Origin of the sequence: Alloscardovia theropitheci, from assembly GCF_004332295.1 — a bacterium.
Classification (GTDB): Bacteria; Actinomycetota; Actinomycetes; order Actinomycetales; family Bifidobacteriaceae; genus Alloscardovia; species Alloscardovia theropitheci.
This window is the reverse complement of record NZ_RXLP01000023.1, coordinates 69036-92144: the sequence shown is the minus strand read 5'-3', so window position 1 is coordinate 92144 and position 23109 is coordinate 69036. Positions and strand designations below refer to the sequence as shown.

Annotated in this window: 18 protein-coding genes and 1 other RNA gene; 15 read left to right on the top strand and 4 right to left on the bottom strand. The window is 44.2% G+C overall.

Annotated elements, in window-relative coordinates; all coding sequences use genetic code 11:
* Positions 1–89: 89 nt before the first annotated feature.
* A complete protein-coding gene (gene lexA, locus EJ419_RS05985) occupies positions 90–899 on the bottom strand; it encodes a transcriptional repressor LexA (RefSeq protein ID WP_131284613.1) in 810 nt (269 codons plus the stop codon).
* A gap of 148 nt (positions 900–1047) precedes the next feature.
* Here lexA and EJ419_RS08475 point away from each other — a divergent pair, with 148 nt between their 5' ends.
* Positions 1048–1431, top strand: a complete 384-nt coding sequence (locus tag EJ419_RS08475; protein WP_240680357.1) for a LysM peptidoglycan-binding domain-containing protein — start codon at positions 1048–1050, stop codon at positions 1429–1431.
* A gap of 20 nt (positions 1432–1451) precedes the next feature.
* Entirely contained in the window at positions 1452–1904 is a 453-nt protein-coding gene (gene nrdR, locus EJ419_RS05975) for a transcriptional regulator NrdR (RefSeq protein WP_131284611.1), read from the top strand.
* 187 nt (positions 1905–2091) lie between these two features.
* Here the strand turns inward: nrdR and serA are convergent, their stop codons facing one another.
* Together serA and EJ419_RS05965 are read right to left on the bottom strand one after the other, a co-directional pair.
* Positions 2092–3363: a phosphoglycerate dehydrogenase gene (serA, locus tag EJ419_RS05970; RefSeq protein ID WP_131284609.1), complete on the bottom strand. Its 1272-nt coding sequence runs from the start codon at positions 3361–3363 to the stop codon at positions 2092–2094.
* A 9-nt stretch (positions 3364–3372) separates the two neighbouring features.
* On the bottom strand, positions 3373–5658 hold the full coding sequence (locus EJ419_RS05965) for a HelD family protein (RefSeq protein ID WP_165496256.1): 2286 nt from the start codon (positions 5656–5658) through the stop codon (positions 3373–3375).
* A 506-nt stretch (positions 5659–6164) separates the two neighbouring features.
* On the opposite strand from EJ419_RS05965, the gene mraZ reads away from it, so the two are divergent.
* The 13 genes from mraZ to ssrA all read left to right on the top strand — a co-directional run bounded on the left by mraZ (position 6165) and on the right by ssrA (position 21432).
* A complete protein-coding gene (mraZ, locus tag EJ419_RS05960; protein WP_131284607.1) occupies positions 6165–6713 on the top strand; it encodes a division/cell wall cluster transcriptional repressor MraZ in 549 nt (182 codons plus the stop codon).
* Positions 6707–7840 (top strand): 16S rRNA (cytosine(1402)-N(4))-methyltransferase RsmH, encoded by a 1134-nt coding sequence (gene rsmH / locus EJ419_RS05955; RefSeq protein ID WP_131284605.1) that lies wholly within the window; start codon positions 6707–6709, stop codon positions 7838–7840. The genes mraZ and rsmH overlap by 7 nt, the downstream gene beginning before the upstream one ends.
* Positions 7818–8300 (top strand): hypothetical protein, encoded by a 483-nt coding sequence (locus EJ419_RS05950; protein WP_131284603.1) that lies wholly within the window; start codon positions 7818–7820, stop codon positions 8298–8300. Before rsmH ends, EJ419_RS05950 begins: the two co-directional genes overlap by 23 nt.
* A gap of 1 nt (position 8301) precedes the next feature.
* On the top strand, positions 8302–10170 hold the full coding sequence (locus tag EJ419_RS05945) for a peptidoglycan D,D-transpeptidase FtsI family protein (protein WP_131284601.1): 1869 nt from the start codon (positions 8302–8304) through the stop codon (positions 10168–10170).
* 34 nt (positions 10171–10204) lie between these two features.
* On the top strand, positions 10205–11293 hold the full coding sequence (locus EJ419_RS05940) for a hypothetical protein (protein ID WP_131284599.1): 1089 nt from the start codon (positions 10205–10207) through the stop codon (positions 11291–11293).
* Positions 11290–12867, top strand: a complete 1578-nt coding sequence (locus EJ419_RS05935; protein WP_131284597.1) for a UDP-N-acetylmuramoyl-tripeptide--D-alanyl-D-alanine ligase — start codon at positions 11290–11292, stop codon at positions 12865–12867. Before EJ419_RS05940 ends, EJ419_RS05935 begins: the two co-directional genes overlap by 4 nt.
* 18 nt (positions 12868–12885) lie before the next feature.
* Positions 12886–13980, top strand: a complete 1095-nt coding sequence (mraY, locus tag EJ419_RS05930) for a phospho-N-acetylmuramoyl-pentapeptide-transferase (protein ID WP_131284595.1) — start codon at positions 12886–12888, stop codon at positions 13978–13980.
* Between the two features lie 78 nt (positions 13981–14058).
* Entirely contained in the window at positions 14059–15513 is a 1455-nt protein-coding gene (murD, locus tag EJ419_RS05925; RefSeq protein WP_131284593.1) for a UDP-N-acetylmuramoyl-L-alanine--D-glutamate ligase, read from the top strand.
* Complete coding sequence (locus tag EJ419_RS05920; RefSeq protein WP_131284591.1) at positions 15503–16864, top strand: FtsW/RodA/SpoVE family cell cycle protein; 1362 nt, start codon at positions 15503–15505, stop codon at positions 16862–16864. Before murD ends, EJ419_RS05920 begins: the two co-directional genes overlap by 11 nt.
* Before the next feature lie 125 nt (positions 16865–16989).
* Complete coding sequence (gene murG, locus EJ419_RS05915) at positions 16990–18171, top strand: undecaprenyldiphospho-muramoylpentapeptide beta-N-acetylglucosaminyltransferase (protein ID WP_131284589.1); 1182 nt, start codon at positions 16990–16992, stop codon at positions 18169–18171.
* 19 nt (positions 18172–18190) lie between these two features.
* On the top strand, positions 18191–19696 hold the full coding sequence (gene murC / locus EJ419_RS05910) for a UDP-N-acetylmuramate--L-alanine ligase (RefSeq protein ID WP_131284587.1): 1506 nt from the start codon (positions 18191–18193) through the stop codon (positions 19694–19696).
* 22 nt (positions 19697–19718) lie between these two features.
* Entirely contained in the window at positions 19719–20786 is a 1068-nt protein-coding gene (locus EJ419_RS05905; protein WP_131284585.1) for a cell division protein FtsQ/DivIB, read from the top strand.
* 245 nt (positions 20787–21031) lie between these two features.
* Positions 21032–21432, top strand: a transfer-messenger RNA (tmRNA) gene (gene ssrA / locus EJ419_RS05900).
* A gap of 479 nt (positions 21433–21911) precedes the next feature.
* Here ssrA and EJ419_RS05895 read toward each other — a convergent pair.
* Positions 21912–22943, bottom strand: a complete 1032-nt coding sequence (locus tag EJ419_RS05895; RefSeq protein ID WP_131284583.1) for a hypothetical protein — start codon at positions 22941–22943, stop codon at positions 21912–21914.
* Positions 22944–23109 lie beyond the last annotated feature (166 nt).

Below are 23109 nucleotides of genomic sequence, written 5' to 3'. Positions count from 1 at the left end.
TTAGTATTATTTTGAAGTTATTTTCGAAATTTCTTTTTATGACGTGCGTGTCCCGGCTTGCTTAAGCGTGCTGAAATCTTGAAATATAGTTAAATCTTACGCAATACGGTTACAACTTTACCCATTATGGTGGCATAGGTGCCATCTATAGGAGAGTAAGCAGGATTGTGAGGCATAAGCCAAACGTGACCATTGTCTTTTCTGAAAGTCTTAACGGTTGCCTCATCATCAAGTAAAGCAGCAACGATGTCACCGTTAGTAGCGGTGGATTGCTCTCGTACGACAACGAAATCCCCATCACAAATAGCAGCATCAATCATCGAATCACCATGAACTTCTAGCATAAATAGATTGCCTTCACCGGTAAGTCTTTGCGGGAGACGCATAACGTCATCGACATGCTGGTCCGCCGTAATAGGAACACCAGCTGCAATGCGGCCTACAAGTGGAATGTCATGTGATTGAGCAATAGACTCACTGACATCATCTGTGCCAAAGCGATCGGAAGGGAAAGGATAAATCTGTGCTGTGTGACGCGGTGTTGTAGGTGATTGTGAAACGTTTACTGAGGAATCGTTATCGCTGATATCTGTGTCGGAAACACCATCCAATTCTGTGCTTTCCTCAATCTCAATCAATTCAATCGCGCGGCCTTTACCGGCATTTACACGAAGAAGACCGTGGTCTTGAAGACTTTGAATTTGATGCTTGACAGAAGAAGGACTTTTAAGCCCAACTAAATCACCGATTTCTCTAAGGGTTGGAGCAAAGCCATGCTCAGCAATGTGTACGCGAATAGCTTCGTAAACCTGATACTGACGTACGGAAGTGAGACCAAGTCGTTTGGCTTGTGAAGCTTCAGAATCGTTGGTGAATTCGTGTAGTGGGGTTGTGGCCATGACTATCCTTCCGTGTGTTACTAGTAACTCTATCGTGAAAATTCAGTAAAAGCAAACAGATGTTCGAAAAAAGAGTTGATTTAGTCGAACATATGTGCGATGATTAGAACAGATGTTCGATAGAACAAATGTTCGAAAGGGTACTGAGATGGAAACTTTAACTGTGAACGGTACATATGCTGCTGAATATGACGTTGAGGAAAACAGAAAGCGTCAGCAGGCGTTTTCCCGCCATAATTCTCAGTCGCGTGTGAAGCTCAATCAGCGTGGGAAGTTTGTAGTATGGAGCTTAGTTGTAGCAGTAGTGGCGACGATGGCGTTCATCTTCATTCCTCAAGCAACTGCTCAATCAGAAGTCGTTGAGACAGTAAGTTATACCGTACAACCAAACGATACCTTGTGGGATTATGCTTCGCGCATTACTCCAGCAGGCGCAGATGTATACGATACTATCGCGCAAATCAAGCGAATTAATCATCTAGATTCTGATCAATTGACCGCAGGGCAGACACTTCTTGTACCAGAAGCCTAATTTCTGTTATTCTAGGAGGCATGCATTGTCCTTTTTGCCAAAGCGCAGATACGAAAGTTATTGATACCCGAGTTAGCGATGACGGTTACTCCATACGTCGTCGTCGTGAATGCACGGTCTGTACTAAACGTTTTACGACACAGGAATCGATGGTGCTTGTAGTCGTTAAGCGTGATGGTAGCTCGGAGCCGTTTAATCGCGAAAAGGTTATTTCGGGTGTGCGCAAAGCATGTAAAGGACGTCCGATTGAAGAGGAAGCATTGAAGCTTCTAGGTATTCAGGTTGAACGTGATTTGCGAGCTAGGGGAGTAGCGGAAGTAAAGGCAGAAGAAGTTGGTCTTGCAATCTTGGAACCATTACGACAACTTGATGAAGTAGCATACATGCGCTTCGCATCGGTATATCAACACTTTAATACGCTTGAAGATTACTCCACCGCGATCGAGGCTCTTCGTAATGCTCGTGCTGAGTAAGTATGCTTAGTTAAGAGTCGAGTTTCGCGTGATATGTAAGTGTATGCGATGAATATCACTGAAATATGCTGAAAACTATATAAGTAAAGTTGGGGTTGGAAGAAATATAAACGATAAAATTTCTTCCAACCCCCCAACTTTTAAGGTAGATACCTTAAAAGTTAATACTATAGGATAATACTAGCGTTTAATGCATGACGTGAACGCGGATAGTTCCAGGGATTTTTTCCACTGAAGCTATATCTTCTTCCGTCAAGCTACCTGCAATATCCGTAACTACATAACCCAAATCATTCTCTGTGGCCAAAGCTTGGGACACGATATTAAGATTTTTTGCGGATAGGACGTTATTTAGCTGAGCTAATATGCCAGGTAAATTAGTGTGAAGATGACTGATTCGTGTTATCTCAGTATCTTTCTGGGTATCTGCATTATGAGTTGCACTATTGCTGAACTCGGATTCGAGACTGCGTTTGCGCTCAGAACGACCTGTAACATTGAGATTTGGCAAATTCACCGAAAGAGATGTATTACCCTCAGTTAGGTAATCGAACATTTTATGGGAAACAAATTCGCCAATTGCTTTCTGCGCTTCAAGCGTGGATCCGCCAACATGAGGGGTCAATATCACGTTAGGAATTTGAGCCAGAGGGGTAGTGAACTCGTCACCGATTGTTTTTGGCTCGGTAGGGAATACGTCCACCGCTGCACCGCTGAGATGGCCTGATTTCAGATGATTATAAAGAGCATCGATATCAATAATAAATCCTCGTGAAAGATTCATAAATACGGCATCTTGCTTCATCATACTGAAATACTTCTCGCCGAAAAGCCCAGTATTCGATTTACGACCATCCACATGAAGAGTAACGGCATCGCTAATGCGTAATAGTTCCTCCATGGAATTCATTCGAGTAGCATTTCCCAAAGCAAGTTTCTCTTCGATATCGTAGAAAACGACATTCATACCCAAGGCTTCAGCAATGATCGACACCTGAGATCCGATATTCCCATATCCGATAATGCCTAGGGTCTTACCGCGAACTTCATGAGATTTCTTTGCTGTCTTATCCCATGTATGTTCTCGAATGGATAACGTATGTTCTGGAACGCGACGCATAAGGGCGATAATATCTGAAATCACCAATTCCATAACAGAGCGTGTGTTAGAGTACGGTGCATTAAATACAGCAATGCCATGTTGTGCAGCAAAATTTAAATCGACTTGATTAGTTCCGATAGAAAAGCAGCCGACAGCGCTCACATGTGGGCAGGATTCCAAAACTCGTGAAGTGACATTCGTTTTGGAGCGCACGCCAAGCAAATCAACGCCGTCTAATGCTTCTATCAGCTCATTCTCGTCAAGAGCGCCTTGAGCTACCTCAACATCAAAACCCTTGCTGCGCAAAAAATCAGCAGCCGTTGGATGAATATTCTCTAAAAGAAGTGCCTTAACCATACGATTATTCTATAAAGAAATTCGTTGAATATCTTCTTCTGTCTGAAGTATGACCAACTTTTGTGTAGGGCGTGTCATAGCGACATACAAATCTGCTGCTCCAGAAAGTCGGGAAGCGCTGTTTTCGCTTATCAACCCAGGCTCACACAAGACGACTGCATCGAATTCCAATCCCTTAACATCTTGAGGAGAGTACACGGCTACCTGAGCATCCCATGCAGGTTGAGAAGTTAAACGTTCAAACTCGTGCTCGCTAATATCCGTTGAATTCTTTAATGACAAACGCAACTGCTTATCAACGGCATCACGAATTTCGTTATCGCAAATAATTGCCACTCGACCAGATCCGTCTTGTGAAACGAACTGCTGGGTTAATTCAATAGTGTGGAATACTGCTGAACTAATTAAAGAATCTATTTGAGATAACGTTTTCTTAGTTACGCTTCCTTCTAATTTTCGTACTGCGGAAACTGTCGAGATATAAAGCCCTTCGGAAGCAGCAAATTGTCCTGCGATATCAGATACTTCTTGAGGGTTGCGGTAATCAATCGTCAGTTCGTTCAAATCCCATCCGTCAACTCCGAAAATTGGGTCTAGCATGGCGTTCCATGAATGAGTACCGCCCAAAGCAGAAGTCTGAGCCACGTCTCCCACGATAGTGAACGAACGGGAAGGGCAGCGGCGAATTAACATCCGCCAGTCCATTGCTGTTAATTCCTGGGCTTCGTCGACGACGATATGCCCATATGTCCATTCGCGATCGGAGCCAGCTCGTTCTGAAAGTGTTAAATCGCTCGAATCATTCATATGTGACAGAACTGTTCGAGCACTCACTCCCGAACCCTTTAATCCCATGGATTCCATCATGTCGTTGACATAACTCTCATCCGCAGATTCGCCATTTTCACGAGCTGCAATGCGTTGCTGTTCACGTGGATCTGGGCCGAGCAATTCATAAGCTTCGTCAAGAAGCGGCACATCCGACACGGTAAATGGGGAACCAGAAGGGCGGGTAAGAGCTTGAATCTCTGTATCTCGTAGCCATGGAGCAAACTGCTTAATGCGATGTGGTTTACTGAACATGTCATTGATAAGCCACTGTGCATCCATAGGAAGCCACGCGGTATTAAGAGTGCGGCGCAAAGTTTCACTCATATTGAGAGTCGTGCGAGCATTTTCGACCTCGGAATATTCAGGATCGTAGTCTAACTGTTCTTTGTAACGTACAGTAAGAAGCGAGATCATCGATTTGACGAAAGTATTTCGTGCGAGATTATGAGGCTGGTGTGAGCGGCGAGCATTACTTTGCGCTTGCTCAATATCTGCACGTGTGATAGGAACTCGAATTCCGTTGACTTTTAAAACTGGAAGTTCGGAAGGAATGCGCACGCGAGAAGAAACAGCATTCGCTATAGCCTTCGCCATACGTGTGTCGCCTTTAAGGCGCGCGGCAAATGGCTCGTCAATAGCTGTAGCATGAATGCCGGGAACGATATTCCCCAAAGTTCGTGAAATGACGCCTGTTTCACCTAATGATGGCAGGACCTGGTCGATATAATGCAAGAACGCAGGGGATGGGCCTACAACTAAAACTCCAGAATGCTGCAAGGTAGAGCGATGAGTATACAAAAGGTATGCAGCTCTGTGCAATGCCACAGCAGTCTTACCTGTACCTGGTCCGCCTTGAACGACAAGAGGGCGAGTAAGAGGACTACGAATAATACTATCCTGTTCGCCTTGAATCGTGGCAACGATATCAGTCATTTTTCCCGTGCGACGAGAAGATAACGAAGCAAGAAGAGCACCTTCACCAGTCAACGTCCCTGACTGGGAAGCCTCAGTAACATGATCGGAGTCTACATCAAGTACTTCATCTTCGATAGAAACAACGTCTCTAAATTTCAGGGTAATATGACGGCGCATAGAAATATTGCCACGATGACGTGGTGTCGCCTCATAAAACGGACGGGCTGCCTCTGCGCGCCAATCCACTAAAATTGCCTCGTGATTTTCGCTTTGTAAACCGATACGGCCGATATGAAGTTGCTGATTATCGTCAGTATCAATACGTCCGAATACCAAACGATCTTCGACAGAACGCAACTGATAAAGTCGATCCTCATACATGGTGGCAAATGAGTCACGCTCTGATCTCTGCGTAGGTGATCCATGAGCACCACGAGCACGAACTTCTGCTAGTCGTTTGCGAGTAATTGTGCGAATATCGTCAAGGCGTGAGTACGCCGTGTCTACCATAGATTGTTCTTCGCGAAGCTGGTCTGAATAATCGGACACTCGATTCCTTACCTCTTCAATTTCTTAAAAAACTGCCTTACTAATTTACTCTCTATTCTCTACATTGTGAAGCATTTTCGCTCTGAGAATGTGTCGCGTAATGAGCTTGTGCTTTGCGTGTGAATTTCCGTGCGAATTTGGGGTGTGAAGTTGAGCATGAGCGTGACATGGATTTAGCCATGAGCTCGAGTGCGAATCCAATCATGAGTGCGACCTTAAATTTACGCGCAATTCTGTGTCTCTATCTCAGTTTTATTCATCTTTATGTATCGATTTTTAGAAGCGTCTGATCTAGTGACGAAGATGCCGAGAAACTCACTCGATGAACGTGATTGCGATTTTCTTTACAAAGCCAAAATATTCAAATTTTTTTTTAAAAATGACGAAAAAAATAATATTTTTTCCGTTTCGTGGGGAAAAGTGGAGAGAAATGGGGTAAAGTGGGGATTGTCTGAATTTTATTTGCCCACAATGAGATAACGCAATGAGATAAGAGGGGAGGGAAGATGGCTGAAAATGATGCTTTTGGCGAGAGTTTGAGCGATGGCTCCGCATTATCGGGTTCTGCACTTAGCGAATCTACATCTGCCGATAAGAATCTTCCGCTTCCTGATTTGTTGTTGGGTACATACACTCCAAAGATTGATTCCAAAGGTCGAGTGGCTATTCCTGCAAAAATGCGCAATCAGCTCGGTAATGGCTGTGTTCTCGCGCGCGGGCAAGAGAGATGCGTATATATTCTTCCGAATGATGAATTCCGTAGAATTGCGCAGCAAATTCAACGCACTTCGTTGAGCAACAAGGCAGCTCGAAATTATCTTCGTGTCTTTCTGTCTGGTGCAGTTGATCTTGAACCTGACAAGCAGGGGCGTGTAATGGTTCCAACCATGCTTCGCTCATATGCGCATTTAGGTGATGATGTAGTACTTATCGGTGTAGGTACTCGTGCAGAGTTGTGGAATCGCGAAGATTGGGAATCTTACTTGGCAAGCCAAGAAGATGATTACAGCGATATGGCTGATGATGTTTTACCGGTAGGTGATTTCGCATGGTAGATCTCGAACGCATCAGCTCCATACATAAGCCTGTCTTATTTGACGAATGTGTAGAACTCGTTACCCGTAATGTCGAAAAATCTGCGCATGATGATGGGCGAGAATTCCCCGTTATCGTTGATTGCACATTGGGACTGGCGGGACATACAAGTGGATTCCTGAAAGAGATTCCGAATGTTCGTGTTATCGGCATTGATCGTGATGAGGAAGCTCTTGCTTTGGCAACTGCTCGAGTTCGCGAACAAGGCTTTGAAGATCGTTTTATTCCAGCGCATGCTGCATTTGATGAGTTTTCTCAGGTTATAAGTGATGCTGGGTTCACTCATGTAGATGCAGTATTCATGGATTTAGGCCTGTCAAGTCTGCAAATTGATGAAACAGAACGTGGCTTTTCCTACTCTCATGACGCTCCTCTTGATATGCGTATGGACACAACTCAAAGTCTTACCGCAGCTGAGATTTTAAGAACGTATGAATATGGCGATTTAGTTCGTATCTTCAAAGAATTTGGAGAAGAACGATTTAGCGGTCCAATTGCCCGCGAAATTATTCGTAAACGCGAAGCTGGCGAGTTCATTCTCACATCTTATCAACTCACGGATGTAGTTGACTCAATCGTGCCAAAGGCAAAGCGCCCAGCAGGCAATCCAGCGAAGCGTGTATTCCAAGCTATGCGAATTGAAGTAAACGGCGAATTAACCAAACTTGCACAAACTTTGCCGCAGGCTCTTAAATCTTTACCTCGTGGGGGACGCCTAGTCGTCGAGTCGTATCACTCATTAGAAGACAAATGCGTGAAAAAATTCTTCTCGCGAGGTCTTGTAGCTCACGTGCCGCCAGGATTGCCGGTAATTCCAGATGATGCTCAGCCTTATCTTAAGGATTTGACCCGCGGAGCGATGATGGCAGATGAAGAAGAAATCAAGAGAAATTCTCGTTCTGCATCCGTCAGACTCAGAGCTGTTCAAGTGACACGCGAAGTTCCACAGTCAGCATTTCGAGATGAGGAACATCAGCGGGTAAAACGCAGCGATAATTCGCATAAAAATTTTAAAAACAAAAACAATAACGCTAAACGCAACAATTCATACAGTAAGGGAAATCATGGCCGCCGCTCAAGAACGTGAAGCACGAAGCTCTCGATCCGCACAATCATACAGTCCGATGATGCGTCGTAGTAGTTCTGCAATGCGAGCTACAAGGCCAAATCGACGTACCTCATATTCAACAGGTTCAGCGCGCCCTCAATTGCGTGTGAGCGTTCACGATAATCGTCAACGCTCATCAGTTATGGCTCAGGTACGAAATGTTGCAGACAATCGACGTTTATCGGCGTTGGTACTGTCATCGTCCATAGCATTGCTCATTGCGAGTTTAGGTATTACATTAGTACTACGTACACAAATGACTGAAAATGCATTTAGCATTACTCAGACTCAAAATTCTGTCGCCCAACTAACTCAAGATGTCCAGCAAGATAGAGCAAAACTTAATAATCTTGAAGCCGGACTTCCAGAGCGAGCAACCCAAATGGGGATGCAACAGGGTAGTGACAGTATGACAATTGATATGGGGAACGCTCAGTAATATGTTACAAACGCCTGCGCGAAAAAAATATGATTCAGCGTATGCCCACACTATTCGACGTCGCACATTAGCGATAATCGTAGTGTGGGCAATTGTGCTGGGAATTTGCGTATATCGACTTGCTTATTTGCAAATTTTTAATGCAGCAGGCGTAGCGCAAGAAGCAGAAAATTCTCGAACGATTACAGCACGAGTCCAAGCAATGCGTGGAAGTATCGTCGATACAAATGGTGAAATCCTTGCTCAAAGTGTTGAAGCATATAAGATTTACGTAGACCAAGTCGGGGCAAAGAATTTTACTCCAACGTCCTGTACTCCAAAACGTACACGTTCGATGACAGATGCGCAGTATGAAGAACGAGCTGAAGAACTCAAAGATGTCTGCCACAGCCTTAAAGGTCAGGATGTTCCAGGAAAAGGTGCTTCTGCAGTAGCAAGAATTTTGGCACCTGTTTTGCAACTTAATGTTCAAGAACTCGGTGCAAAAATAGCAGGCGATACACGCTATGTTGTCGTTGCGAATAACGTCACCCCAGAAGTAAAACGTCGCATTGATAAACTCCATCTATCTGGTGTAGTAGGTGCTGAGCTCATTAGTGAACGTGTCTACTCTAATCCAACGCTCATTGGCTCGATACTTGGAGGCGTAAACGGTGAAGGTAAAGGTGTCACCGGTATTGAGTCCATGGAAGAAGCTTCTCTACAGGGTATTAATGGTGTGGAAACTTACGAGCAGACTAATCCAATTTATGGAACTGCCAAGATTCCTGGAACTGAAAAAGTACAGTCTGTGGCAACTCCTGGTGGCACAGTTAAACTCACGATTGATTCTGATGTGCAGTGGTATCTCAATAAAGAACTCAAAGCTCGCGTAGAAAATCAACATGCCGACTGGGGTATCGGAGTAGTCCAAGAAATTAAGACAGGGCGTATTATTGCAATTTCTGATTCTGATCAGTATGCGGCAAATTCAGAAGATGCATTGACTAAAGGCTCGCCAGCAATGCAATCTACATTTGATCCTGGTTCGACAGGAAAGCTCATTACAGCATCAGGTGTATTGCAAGAGGGGCTGCACAAGGCTACTGATCACTTCACGGTGCCATATAGCCTTGAATATCGTGGGCAGACATATCACGATGCATTGCCACATGGGGATGAGAATCTTACGCTTGCAGGTATTCTGTATCATTCCTATAACACCGGAACGATTATGACTGCCTATAATTATTCGACAGAAAAGCGCTACCAATATATTACTGATTTCGGTATCGGGCAGCCGACAGGCATTAATTTCCCGGGTGAATCTAACGGTTTGCTCGTTTCGAATGGTAACGATTGGGATACGCGTACACGCGAAACCGTTCTTTTCGGACAAGGGTATACGGTTAACGCTTTACAAATGACGAATGTAATTGCCACTATTGCTAACGGTGGTGTGCGTTTAGGACAGCGATTAATTGAAAAATCAACCAATGCCCAAGGTAAAGATACAACGCCATCAGCAAATGAGTCGAAGCGCGTCATCTCTGAGGAAACCGCAGCTACCATGATGAATATGATGGAGAATATCGGTGAGGAATATGCGCGCGTCGTAACAGTTCCTGGATACCGTATTGCTGGAAAATCTGGAACTGCAGAAGTTGCTGGTGAAGGTGGTCGACTTACAGGTATCGTAGGGGACTATATCATCGCTTTGCCGGCTGATAAGCCTCAATATGTTATTGCTGTCTTCATGAAGAATGCAGATGCCTATTATGGTGGTGCCTCAGTAGGTCCAGTAGTTCAAAACATCGGTAAATTCTTGATGCAGAAGTATCAGATACCACAATCTGCTCCTCGAACCGACGCTATTCCTATCACCTGGTAACTCGTGGTAGAGCAAGTGATAATGTGTAATAGATATGTCAAGTGTTAGTGAAACCATTTCCGAGCACACCACTATTGGTGATATTCGACGTCGTTATGGCATCAAAACTGTGGGAACACAGCATGATGCTGTTACATTGACCTCCGTAGCCGATGCGTTAGAGGATATTACTCCCGGAGCTTTGTATATAAGCTCTACAAGTGAGTACGATTCTCGTATAGTGCATGCAGCGGCACGTAGAGGGGCATATGCCGTTGTATTTATGCTTGAGGACAAAGCCCAGTCGCAAATTGCTCCGATAGATATGGAGATACCAGTTCTTTTTGCAGATATGCATAATGATGAACGTGCTCGTATAGCTGCGGACCTAGCAGGCGAGCCATCTCGATCATTAGCTGTATTTGCAGTACAAGGCGATAGTCTGAGCTGGGATACTGAAGAAATCGATCACGCTGATGGTGTGTCTGATAATGACTCGGATAGCGACACGAATATAAGCGCAGATATTACTGTCCCAGATACTGAGGCTACACCACGAGTTCGCAGTTCTGTTATTACTGAACTGTATGATTTATTGCATTATTTAGGAAATCCTTTAGGAATTATTGATAGGCGTGGAGGAATTAGCCTAGAGCGTGAGCTTTCTTTGCCTACTCCGCTATCACCTCTAGATATTCAACGCATGCTCTATGTGATGGTAGAAGATGGTGCGACTTCCGTCATTATCGATGTCGATGATGAAGTTCTTCAATCACTTGCGCTGACAAAGGTTAATGTAGACGTTTACACTAATACTGTTAATGAAACGTATAATGTGCCGCAAATTGGCCCTCAGCATACTTTTTTGACACGCAAATCCAAGCATGACGAAGTGGAAGATTTGCGCCGTTTGGCAAGGCAAAACATACAACCATACGGTGCAGAAATTCGTGATAACACTATGTGTGTGGAAGCTACTGATGATTCACGCGAATTAGTACGTGAAGTTCTCGGTGAAATCAACGAACGTCAATATGAGAATATAGCAACAGCTGTTGCGATGGTACTCGCCGCTGGTGTAAAACGTAATTCAGTTAAGAGCGCATTGCGTCTTTCTTACGAAATGAAAGCAGATAAGTCATGATTTCAACACATGTAAGTGAACTAATAACCGCTGGAATTGGACAACTGTATATTGATAGCCAGCGCATTGATGAGATTCCTCAAAGTGATGATTTTGTTATCACTTCAGTAACAACCGACTCTCGACAATCGAATGATTCAAGTGCTTTTGTAGCTATCGCGGGCGAGCATGTCGATGGGCATGATTTTGTGTCGAACCTCAGTGACACAGCGCTGGCAGTAGTAGATCATCTTATCGATGGAGCAAGTGTGCCACAGCTTCTTGTAGAAGATACTATTAAAGCCTTGGGGGATATTGCTCGACTCAATATTGAAAAACGCAAAGCTTTTGCTGCGCGTGGCATGAATGAGTTTACAATCATTGCGATTACAGGCTCAGTGGGGAAAACGACTACAAAAGACATGCTGAGCACTGTTTTATTGCGATTAGCTCCGACAGTTGCTCCTCAGGGATCGTTCAATAATGATATTGGTTTGCCACTAACCGCTCTCCAGGTTGATGAGAAGACACGTTTCTTTGTGGCGGAAATGGGCGCTTCTGCTCAGGGTGAGATAGCTTATTTGACCACAATTGCTCCTCCTGATATTTCCATCGTTCTCAAGGTGGGAGTAGCACATTTGGGAGGATTCGGTAGCGTGGAGGGCATTCGCGATGCTAAATCAGAAATTGTTCGCGCACTGTCCAGTTCTGGAGTAGCAATTCTTAATGCTGATGACGAAAACGTTCGCTCTATGGCAAGCATGACAAAAGCTTCCAGCATTATCTGGTTTAGTCGCAAAAATGCTCAGGAGCAGCCAAAGCCTGCAGTTTCTGGAATGGTTTCCTCAGTAATTACTCGTGGAACCGATACGAGCGTAGATGACTTTAACCGTCCAATGTTTAGCGTGACTTTGCCTGATAATTCTCAATTTGAATTACGCTTGGGCATCAGTGGCGAGCATAATGTATACAACGCTTTGGCAGTCTTAAGTGTTATCTATAGTCTGGATATCCCAGAGCATATTGCAGCAAGTGTTTTGTCACAAATGACAGCAATTAGTCCTCATCGAATGCACATTGCGCCGGTGGATACTCAGGCAGCGCATTTTACCGTAATTGATGATTCTTTCAATGCAAATCCAGATTCCATGCGTGCTGGTTTGAATGCGTTGAAATCTTTCGAATCTCACACTGAAGACCTCACGCGTATAGCTGTACTGGGATCGATGCTTGAACTCGGGCCAACAGAAGAAGAAGCGCATCGTACAATCGGCGAATATGCCGCTTCGTGCGCGGATATCGTCATAGCAGTAGGTTCTCACGATGATCAGAATTTGACACGTTTAGCTCAGTGTCTTGCCGACGGAGTTCGAAAGGGTAAGGAGTGCGAGAGCGCTCATGCTAACGAAGATACGAATGCTCAGGATACAACTGAATGTGCTGAACATGTTTATCTTGTAAGTAGTATTGATGAAGCACATTCTATTGTTGATAGGATAGCGAGTGAGAAGAATACGGTGGTTTTGCTTAAAGGCTCTCATGCATCTGGTTTGAGTGCGTTAGCTTCACGGTGGCTTGGCAATTCAGCGCAATAACGGAGGAGTCGTCACATTATGATTGCGGTACTTATCGGTCTAGCGGTATCTTTGGTGATTACCTTTATTGGTACACCAATTGTGACCAATATTATTACTGATTTGCATTATGGTCAGTACATTCGCCAAGACGGTCCTCAGTCGCATATGGTTAAGCGCGGGACACCGACTATGGGCGGGATTGTTATAAATATCGCTATCGTCTTTGGTTGGCTTGCGTCTGCATTGTACCGTGCAATTGCTCTTGGTAAAGCACCATCTGTGAATGCAATTCTTGTGCTCTTTGTTATGCTTTCTATGGGTTTGCTTGGCTTTATTGATGATTTCGCAAAGGTAGCTAAAAAGCAAAATGAAGGCTTAACTATCCACGCAAAGCTCATCGGTCAGATCGCAGTTGCTACAATTTACGCCATTCTCTCTTTGACTATCCAAACGCCAGATGGGCAAGTATCTGCTCATTCGGGTATTACTTTTATCGAAAAGCCATTTATTAGTTTTGAGAATTTGGGTACAATACTTTCTGCAATTCTCTTCATTATTTGGGTAAATCTTCTTATTGCTGCATGGACTAATGCAATCAATCTCACCGACGGACTAGACGGTCTTGCATCTGGAAGTTCGATGGTTGCTTTCTTAGGGTTCGCCATCATCGGCATGTGGCAGACATATCATCGCGTTCCTCTTCCAAACTCATACAGTTATACTGTCCAGGATCCTCAAGATTTGACTATTATCGCCCTGTGCGCTGTGGCAGCATGCTTTGGATTCTTGTGGTTTAATTCCAACCCAGCAACTATTTTTATGGGAGATACTGGTTCGCTTGCATTAGGTGGATTATTTGCAGCTCTTTCTATTGCAACGCATACAGAAGTCTTAGCCGTCATGCTTGGGGCACTTTTCGTCTGGGAAACTGTATCAGATGTTATCCAAATATTTTCCTTCAAAGTATTCCATAAAAGAGTATTCAAAATGGCACCAATTCATCATCATTATGAGCTTAAAGGGTGGTCAGAAAATAAAGTAGTTGTCCGTTTCTGGATGATAGAAATGGTGTGTGTCATTATCGCATTAGTTATTTTCTACCTAGATTGGGTCATTCGATCTGGAATTTAATATATACAATCGTATTACCGTCACACATATAAAAGCACATATATAAAAGCACATATATAAAAGCATTCGAGGAATAAAATGGAGAAAGCATATCTCATCGTTGGGCTTGGTGTTTCTGGAAATAGCGCCAAAAACGTATTGGAATCTCGAGGCGAGCGTGTGCTGACTGCTGATGATAATAAGCCAGCAGATTATCGAATTGACGAGATTTCCAATGAGTCGTTTAATTATGCGGATATTCAAGCGGTAATTACATCGCCTGGTTTTAAACCGACCACTGGCTTTATTCTGAAAGCTACTCAAGCTGGGGTACCTGTGATCAGTGATGTCGAACTCGCTTGGAAATTACATAATGAAAACGAATTGACGAGATCTCAAGTATGGATAGGGATTACCGGTACGAACGGTAAAACGACTACCACTGAGATGACAAATTCCATTATGCAAGCTGCTGGACGTCACAGCCAGGCCGTTGGAAACATTGGCAATCCTATTTCTCAAGCAGGAATTGATACAGCTCTTGATACGTTAACTGTTGAATTGAGCTCATTCCAAATGCATTACACGAATTCGCTTGAGCTTGACTGTGCTGCAATAACAAATCTTGCCGATGACCATCTTGATTGGCATGGTGGATTCGATAATTATGCGGCAGATAAAGCGAAAGTGTATAACCGGGCGAAAAAAGCTGTCGTATACAATGCGGATGATGAGCGCGTTACGCGTTTAGCAATGAAAGCCAAGGAGAAAGTCGAGTCCGAGGAAGCTGGGGAAGCTGAGGAAGTGAATAAGCCGGTGTTTATCGGATTCACTTTACGCAATCCTGCTGTTGGTGAGATTGGGGTCGATAACGGTTGGATAGTTAACCGGAGCGAATTACCAACGTTACAAGAACGCTTAGCTCCGATTACATCGTTTACGCATCTAACAGAACCTGACGGGACAATTTATCCTCATCTTCTTGCGGATGCATTATGCGCCTTATCGTTGAGCTTGGGAGCAGGGATAGATACTCATGTGGCAATCAGTGCTTTGCAAGAATTTGCTCCTAGTGGACATCGTATTGAAACTGTAGCAACTTGGCATACCAGCAATGGTAGTGTACGGTTTGTCGATGATTCGAAAGCAACAAATTCTCATGCTGCTGCAGCCTCACTCAGTAGTTTTGCTGATAAATCTGTTGTGTGGATTGCTGGTGGTTTGGCAAAGGGTTCTGAATTTAGTGATCTTATCAAGACTCAGAAATCTAAGATCAGAGCTGCAGTCATTATCGGTGTTGATCAGCAGCCTATGATTGATGCATTAAAAGATTATGCACCTGAGATTCCTGTTGTGCTCATCGACCCAGAAACTGCTGAAACTAAGCCTATTATGAAGCAAGCAGTAGAAGCGTGTGCTCGTCTAGCGCAAGCTGGAAATGTCGTTTTAATGGCTCCAGCGTGTGCATCTATGGATCAATTCGTTTCATATGCAGACCGAGGAAATCAATTTGCTCAGTATGCTCAAGAATGGGTAAATACACATGTCGAGTAGACAGCAATCAAGAAATACACAGCAACGTACTCGTGGATTTGAGAAACCAATGAGCAACACAAAGTCTCCATCGAGGAGCGCATCGTCTAAGAAAGGAACGAGTTCTTGGGTAGATCGCAGCATATCGTTCTTAACCGCTGGCTCACGTTTAGAGCATAATGAGAGCAATCAACGAGCGGATTACACTGGCTGGAGAATTATCTTCAATCCGGTTGCTAGCTATTGGGGACTTGTTATTAGTGTAGTCGTTTTGACGATTTTTGGTTTGGTTATGGTCTTTTCAAGTTCGACTGCCAAACTCGCTGGAACGAATCAATCGGTATGGTCAAACCTTCTTAGACAAGGCAGTTTTGCTGTAATGGGTGCAGTGCTCCTTGTAGGAGCTCAATTCCTCAAGGCAAGCTGGATACGCCGATTGAGCACTATCGTGATGTTCTTCGCGCTGGTTCTACAGGCACTTACCTTGACTCCGCTTGGTTCGAGTGCAGGTGGTAATACCGGTTGGCTTATTCTTGGACCATTGCGTTTTCAGCCAGCAGAGATCTTGAAATTTGCTTTGTGCCTGTGGCTTCCGCACGCACTGCTTCTTGCCAAAAAAGAAGCAGATAAGAAGCGTACAGAAAAATTTGACGTGAGACCTTATTTGTCTACAATTTTCGGTTTTGCTGTTGCTGTTGGATTAGTTGGACTAGGTAAGGATCTTGGAACCGCAATAGTTGTGGGCATTATTATTGGCGTATCTTTACTTATTTCTGGTTTCCCTCTTAAGTACATTTTTGGAGTGGGGATTCCGGGCATAGCGATTATCTTCCTTATCATGGTTCGCGGAAGCTCAAACCGTTGGGCGCGTATCCAAGCTACTTATGGTGGATGTTCTACTCGAGAGGCTTCTCAATCAGCAGGTATCTGTTTCCAGTCCTTGCATGGTGACTATGCATTGGCTACTGGGGGTCTTACTGGTGTGGGACTGGGAAATTCTCGTGAGAAGTCATATCTTCCAGCTCAAGATAATGATTATATTTTCGCTATTATCGGCGAAGAACTCGGCTTCTTGGGTGCGTTAGTTGTTATTCTCTTCATCGTTATCATGGCTTGGTCGATAATTAATTTATCTCTACGTCACCAAAATATTTATATGCAAATGGTTCTTATGTGCATTGGATCATGGTTTGCTGCGCAATCTTTTATTAACATTGCGGTTGTGCTTGGTATTCTTCCAGTTATGGGCCTTCCGCTACCGTTTATTTCTGCGGGTGGATCTGCGCTGGTTATGTGTCTTGCTGGTGCAGGGGTGTGTATACGTTTTGCGCGAGAACAAGAAGACGTGAGGTCTAGCCGTATCCGTCGGTAGACGTGACATATGAATACGGCATACTTCGAGATAACGTTTAGCTTTGAAGTGATTGCTTGCAGATGATGCAACACGGGTACATGAAAATATTCACTCGGTAGAATGGTAGCGACATAATGGAAAATATGAATCAATCGGAACCTCTTCATATCGTTCTCGCTGGCGGTGGTACAGCAGGACACGTCAATCCGTTACTGAGCATCGCTCAGCACATTCGAGACGTGGAACCAAACGCGCAGATTTCTATTATCGGAACTGTGGTGGGTCTTGAAGCACGGTTGGTTCCAGAAGCAGGATTTGAACTCGACACAATCGAGAAGGTTCCTTTCCCTCGATCTATTAATGCGCAAACGTTCCTCTTCCCATCGAAATTCATGAAGCAGCTCTCCTCTGTCAAAGAAATTCTGACGAAACGACAAGCAGACGTCGTCGTTGGAGTAGGAGGTTATGCATCAGCTCCAGCATATGTACAAGCGAGATCTATGAAGCTCCCAGTAGTCATCCACGAGCAAAATGCTCGTGCCGGTATGGCAAATAAATTAGGGGCTAGATGGGCTGATTTTGTTGGTTTAACGTACGACAATTGCGGTATTGAAGCTCATGGAAACACCCGAGTGGAGCGAGTAGGATTACCACTTCGCAGTGCGATTGCTCATCGTGCAGACAGTCTCGAAATTAATCGACGTGAGGCGAAACGGGAAGCAGCTCTTGAACTTGGACTTAATCCTGATAAACCAATTATTGCTGTAACTGGCGGTTCTTTGGGGGCTCTGAGCCTTAACACCGCTGTATCGCAAGCAGCCGCTGAATTAATTAAGACAGCTCAGATTATTCATCTAACAGGAAAAGGCAAATCACAAGCAGTACGGGATACTCTTGAGCAGCTCATCGATCCGCAAGAGATTGTTGAATTGGGCAGCTTTGAGCGTGGTTCATACCATATCAGTGAGTACTGGGAAGGTATGGATGCTGTGATGGCCGCAGCTGATTTGGTTATTTGTCGTTCTGGTGCAGGAACGGTAGCAGAATTGACTGCTTTAGGTACGCCAGCTGTGTATGTCCCTTTGCCTATAGGAAATGGTGAGCAAGTGTACAATGCTCAACCGGTTGCCCAGTTGGGTGGTGGCATAATTGTTGACGATAGTCGATTCAATGCCGAGTGGATTAACTCGAATATCATCGAACTTATTAATAACTCACAACGGCTTGAAGAAATGAGTGCCATTGCGTGGGACTATGGTAAACGTGATGCTGCTCAAACCATGGCTCGCATTGTTCTAGAAAAAGCACGTCAAGCGCGCAAGTAATGAGGAGAAATAAATAATAATGGAACAGATTATTTTGGACCCTACATATCAGCCAATTGATTATGACAGCGTGGACATTACATCGTGGCATCGCGTGCATTTTATTGGCATCGGCGGCGCAGGAATGAGTGTGCTTGCTGAAATGCTTCTTGAACAAGGAATTACAGTTACTGGTTCAGATGCACATCGCAATGCGAAAACCGATAGGCTTGAGAGCCTTGGTGCTACCATTTTTGAAGGTCAATCTGCCTCTAACGTTGATGGTGCATCAATCGTTGTATACTCATCAGCAATTAAACCTGATAATCCAGAAATCGTGCATGCAGTTGAGCAAGGAATCCTGCTTATGCATCGTTCAGATATTCTTGCTGCTCTCATGGCCCAAAAGAAGTCTATTACCGTTGCTGGTGCACATGGAAAGACAACTACGAGTGCAATGATTGCGCAGATTTGTACGAGCGCAGGAAAAGCAGAGCTAGGAGATCCAAGTTTTGCTATTGGCGGGTCGATTCATACGCCAGAAGGCTTGAAAGACGGAGGTCATGCTGGTAAAGGCGAGATTTTCGTAGCTGAGGCAGATGAATCAGACGGGAGCTTCATCAAATACCATCCATACATTGCTGTTATTACAAATGTCGAGCCGGATCATCTTGACCATTATGGGGATGCTCAGGCATTCACACAGGCTTTCGTTCGTCATGCTCAAAATGCTACAGGACATGTGGTTGCATGTGCAGATGATGAAGGCGCATTGAGTGTCATTCGTTCCTTAAATGATGAAGAGCGAAAGCAAGCAATTGTTTATACTACGAATCCTGAGTTAACCATGAAATTCGCTCAGGTCGTATACATTCAGACCGATAATCGCAGTACGTTTGATGGGGGACAAGACTTCTCTATCCGTTGGCTTGAACGATATGGAACGGATATGATTCATGCACATATTCGTGTCCCTGGTATGCATAATGTACGCAACGCTACTGCGGCCCTGATAGCAACATTACTTGTGGGGATTAAACCTGATGAAGCAGCTCGTGCTCTTGATGATTTTCGTGGCGCAGCTCGTCGTTTTGATATTAAGGGCATTGTTGATGATGTAACTGTGGTTGATGATTATGCGCATCATCCAACCGAAGTTGCTGCACTTATGGAGGCTGCTCGGGTACGCTATCCTGATGAGCGTATTCGCGTCCTCTTCCAGCCGCATCTTTTCTCCCGCACACATTACTTTGCACAGGAATTTGCTAAGGCTCTATCGTTAGCGGATGAAGCTATAGTTACTGGAATTTATCCAGCTCGTGAATTCCAAAAGGATTGGCCAGATGTAACAGCTGATACCATTCCTCAAGCAGCGCGAGAAACTGGAATTGAGATATCTATCCGCGCAATAGATGATATGAATGAAGCAGCGCAGTATCTTTCTAAGACTGCGCAACCTCATGATGTCATTTTCACTGTAGGAGCGGGTTCTATTACGAATATGGCTGATGTAATCGTTGAACAACTCAGCGCTCGCAAAGCGTAGCGGCTCTAGGAGTTAATAGCATATGTCGAAAGATAAACGAGCACGTTCTGTTTCTTCGCGATCTACGTCATCATCAGCCTCATCATCGTCAACCTCATCACGCACGGTTTCTTCCCATACAAGTGCGCACAAGGAGGATTCACGGGCTTCTGAACCATGGAATGCTCGTTCGACCAGAAGCTCTCAAGCTAAGCAGAACCAGAATAATCGTTCTCCACGTGTAGTGAGTGCTTCAAGTCTTGCAGATAATTTTGTTGATCCAGAGAGGCTACAGCCTGCTTCTGAAGGAATCGAAGCCAATATTAACAAGGAATTTCAGGCACGCCCGAGGTCAAAAGTAGTTGATTTTAATGAACGTAAAAAAGAGCAGCGAGTAGCGAGCAGACGGTATTGGATTCTTCGCATAGCTATAGCAGTACTTAGTCTTGGTGTGGTGATTTTTGCGGTATGGGCGCTTATATTTTCACCATGGTTGAAGGTTAATTCTCAGGAAATCCATATCACGGGTATGCAAACATGGGTGAAAGTTGAGCAAATTCAACGTTATACGAACGATACTATTGGAAAATCGTTGATCCTCGTCTCCGAATCTCAGCTTGAAAATAGTATTGATTCCATCCCAGGCGTAGGCAAGGCTGAAGTGAGTAAGCAGTTCCCTCATGGGATTAATGTGACAATTACTGAGGAAACTCCTACAGCATTGCTGTATGCACAAGATAAAAAAAATTATGTAGCAGTTGATGCCAAGGCTCAACAGATAGCAACGGTTAATGAAGCATCGGCGGGGATTCCTGTGATTAACGTGCCTACAGTAAAAAGCGGTTTGCGCAATGAAACTGTTTTGCAAAGTATCGCGGTCTTAGCAGCTCTTGATGCAGGCACTCGTTCACAAGTAGTGTCGACAACTGCAAATACTCAGGATTCAATTACGACAGTACTGAGCTCAGGTTATACAATCGTATGGGGAAACTCATCGAATATGGATTCGAAGCAGCAAATCGTAGCAAAGATAATTCAGCAGCTCCAAGCTGAAGGCTCGAGTCAAATGATAATCGATGTCTCTGCGCCAGCAAGACCAATTATTCGATAAACCGCTAAGGCAGATGATGCGCATGCGCGGCTAAGGCGCGTTAGGATACGACAGGGGCGCATTACGGGGAGTTAAAGGAATGCTAAAGGAATGAGCTGATTATTGTTGGCTTAGCTTTTCGTTCTTTGAACGCGAAATCAACTTTCGCTCAGTGCACAAACTTCCATACCGGAGTTTCTTTTGCGATGAACTTGTGTATACTATATACGTGCGCATTACGCGCGTGAGGTTCTATAACCAAATACGGGGTCGATCGGTTTCGACGGTGATCTGTTCGCTGTAGAGAAGCGTGTCGAGAACGCAGGGGTCCGCTCGTTAACGTGCCACCTGTAAAAAATAAGTGCTAAATCTAACCGCACTGAGTTTGCACTCGCTGCCTAAGCTTCGCGCTAGGATTAACCAGCTGAGTTTTCAACTCCGTTCACTCTCTCATGTCTTTGGGGAGATGCTGAGCGTCGTTTAAAAGACTTGCCTGAGGTTTTGAGTTTCAGGAAACTTCAGGGACTTTAACTGCAACTATTCCTGCAAACCGTGGTTTGCGACGATGTTTGAGGAAGAAAAATTGCCATAAGGCCAGCAAACTACACACGTAGAAGGCTAGAGGTACGGTCATCGGACCCGGGTTCAATTCCCGGCGACTCCACGATAAGGGTTTCAAGCAATTCGTTTGAAACCCTTTTTCATGCCCAAAAACCGCATAAGTTTGTTTAAGCAGGAAGGTGATTAGCAGCGATATGCCTGATATCGTTCTATCGCGCTTAAGAAAAGTTAAGATATAAAGTAATTAAGTTCTGCTCAGTTAGTGCTTCTATCATTTAATATCTGCTGGAAAACGTACTCTGCACTAAATGTCGTGTTAATGCGTCAAACTGTAATTAACAGAAACCCCCTGAAGCCTATCCACCTTGATGTGATGCTCAAAATCGAGGGGGTTCTTTCATACTTGAACTGCTTTGTGTTGTGTGGAATGAAATACAAATGAACGCAAACTATTCTAAGGAGCTTATCACTTTTTTAGATAAGCATAAATTCTATGTGCAGGGTATTTTCACGTCTGAGCATTGGGTATAAAACGAAGGGCATATTCATAAGAAATGAATATGCCCTTATCGTTCTTTTCTTAAATTATTCAACTTTCATAAAAGCGATGGATTCACTATCGTCGTCTGAAGAATCCTCAGTTGATGTGTCGTTGCTATCATTCTTTTTGCTGTCACTACTGTTGTCTCGTTCAATGCCATACTTTTTAATGACATCTGATGAAATGTAGCAAAGTGTCGTGTAATGAGCTTCCTCGTGAGCTACCTCTGTTCCATTAATACTAATGCTGCAAGAGAGCTGTGGGGCATCATCATCAGTGCTGTTGGCAGTTAAAAGAATAGAAGCATAATAGACGTCATCAACAGTTGCTTCCATAGCCTTTCGACCGGTGAAGGAGTCTGTCGTTTTAGTTTCGAAATTGGCATTCCATTCGGCCTTGGTGTCAACTGTTGATTCAGCGAGGAGAGTGATGGTGTAAGTGCCTGATGAGCTCGACTTATCATCGGAATCTTTAGAATCATCGTCATCTGAATCGGACGATGAATCATCTCGTGGCCTCGATTTTTGTGATTGCGTTCGCGAACTGTTGCTATCAGATATTGATGAAGGACTAAAACCATTTGCTTGATAGACGACATAAAATACCAAAGCAATGGCAATAATAATGGTAATAACCCAGAACCATGCTTGCTTATAGAATGGCAACTTTTGCTGAGCTTGGTACTGATATCCGTTTTGGTAGTTGTTCTGATATCCGTTGTTGTAATAAGGTGGCACGTTAGGGGAGACATATCCGCTGTTGTCTTGTGAACCGGATGTCTGCTGATATGATGTGCTAGAGGTCGGGGAAGTGTAACCAGATGCCGTTTGCGATGTACTAGGCATAGAAGACGGCATCTGTGTTGTCGCTACAGAGTAAGGCGTTCCGGATGATTGTGCATGCTGAGGGATTGGCGCCAATGGTATATTTTCCGGTGCTTGGTTTTGTGCCGCAGGTTGGTCACCATTAGGGCCTATATCCTGATTTGGTGATGTCGCATAATCACCAGAGGGGTTATACTCAAAGTTTGATTGTGGGTTATTTGGCTGTTCCCACGGAGTTTGATCGTTATTCATTCTTCTTCTCTTTCTCATTGCCACATATTCAGCAGATAGCTGTCTGAATGATTGACTACGTCTATCATAACGAACGGCATGAGCAATTTAAACGTATGGGGCGCAAAAGTTTTAAGGCTGTACCGATAAAGACATCGGTACAGCCTTAAAACTTGCTAATAGTAGT

Coding starts and splice junctions, on each gene's coding strand:
- lexA (WP_131284613.1), bottom strand. CDS start 899: ATGGCCACAACCCCACTACACGAATTCACCAACGATTCTGAAGCTTCA.
- EJ419_RS08475 (WP_240680357.1), top strand. CDS start 1,048: ATGGAAACTTTAACTGTGAACGGTACATATGCTGCTGAATATGACGTT.
- nrdR (WP_131284611.1), top strand. CDS start 1,452: ATGCATTGTCCTTTTTGCCAAAGCGCAGATACGAAAGTTATTGATACC.
- serA (WP_131284609.1), bottom strand. CDS start 3,363: ATGGTTAAGGCACTTCTTTTAGAGAATATTCATCCAACGGCTGCTGAT.
- mraZ (WP_131284607.1), top strand. CDS start 6,165: ATGGCTGAAAATGATGCTTTTGGCGAGAGTTTGAGCGATGGCTCCGCA.
- rsmH (WP_131284605.1), top strand. CDS start 6,707: ATGGTAGATCTCGAACGCATCAGCTCCATACATAAGCCTGTCTTATTT.
- EJ419_RS05950 (WP_131284603.1), top strand. CDS start 7,818: ATGGCCGCCGCTCAAGAACGTGAAGCACGAAGCTCTCGATCCGCACAA.
- EJ419_RS05945 (WP_131284601.1), top strand. CDS start 8,302: ATGTTACAAACGCCTGCGCGAAAAAAATATGATTCAGCGTATGCCCAC.
- EJ419_RS05940 (WP_131284599.1), top strand. CDS start 10,205: ATGTCAAGTGTTAGTGAAACCATTTCCGAGCACACCACTATTGGTGAT.
- EJ419_RS05935 (WP_131284597.1), top strand. CDS start 11,290: ATGATTTCAACACATGTAAGTGAACTAATAACCGCTGGAATTGGACAA.
- mraY (WP_131284595.1), top strand. CDS start 12,886: ATGATTGCGGTACTTATCGGTCTAGCGGTATCTTTGGTGATTACCTTT.
- murD (WP_131284593.1), top strand. CDS start 14,059: ATGGAGAAAGCATATCTCATCGTTGGGCTTGGTGTTTCTGGAAATAGC.
- EJ419_RS05920 (WP_131284591.1), top strand. CDS start 15,503: ATGTCGAGTAGACAGCAATCAAGAAATACACAGCAACGTACTCGTGGA.
- murG (WP_131284589.1), top strand. CDS start 16,990: ATGAATCAATCGGAACCTCTTCATATCGTTCTCGCTGGCGGTGGTACA.
- murC (WP_131284587.1), top strand. CDS start 18,191: ATGGAACAGATTATTTTGGACCCTACATATCAGCCAATTGATTATGAC.
- EJ419_RS05905 (WP_131284585.1), top strand. CDS start 19,719: ATGTCGAAAGATAAACGAGCACGTTCTGTTTCTTCGCGATCTACGTCA.
- EJ419_RS05895 (WP_131284583.1), bottom strand. CDS start 22,943: ATGAATAACGATCAAACTCCGTGGGAACAGCCAAATAACCCACAATCA.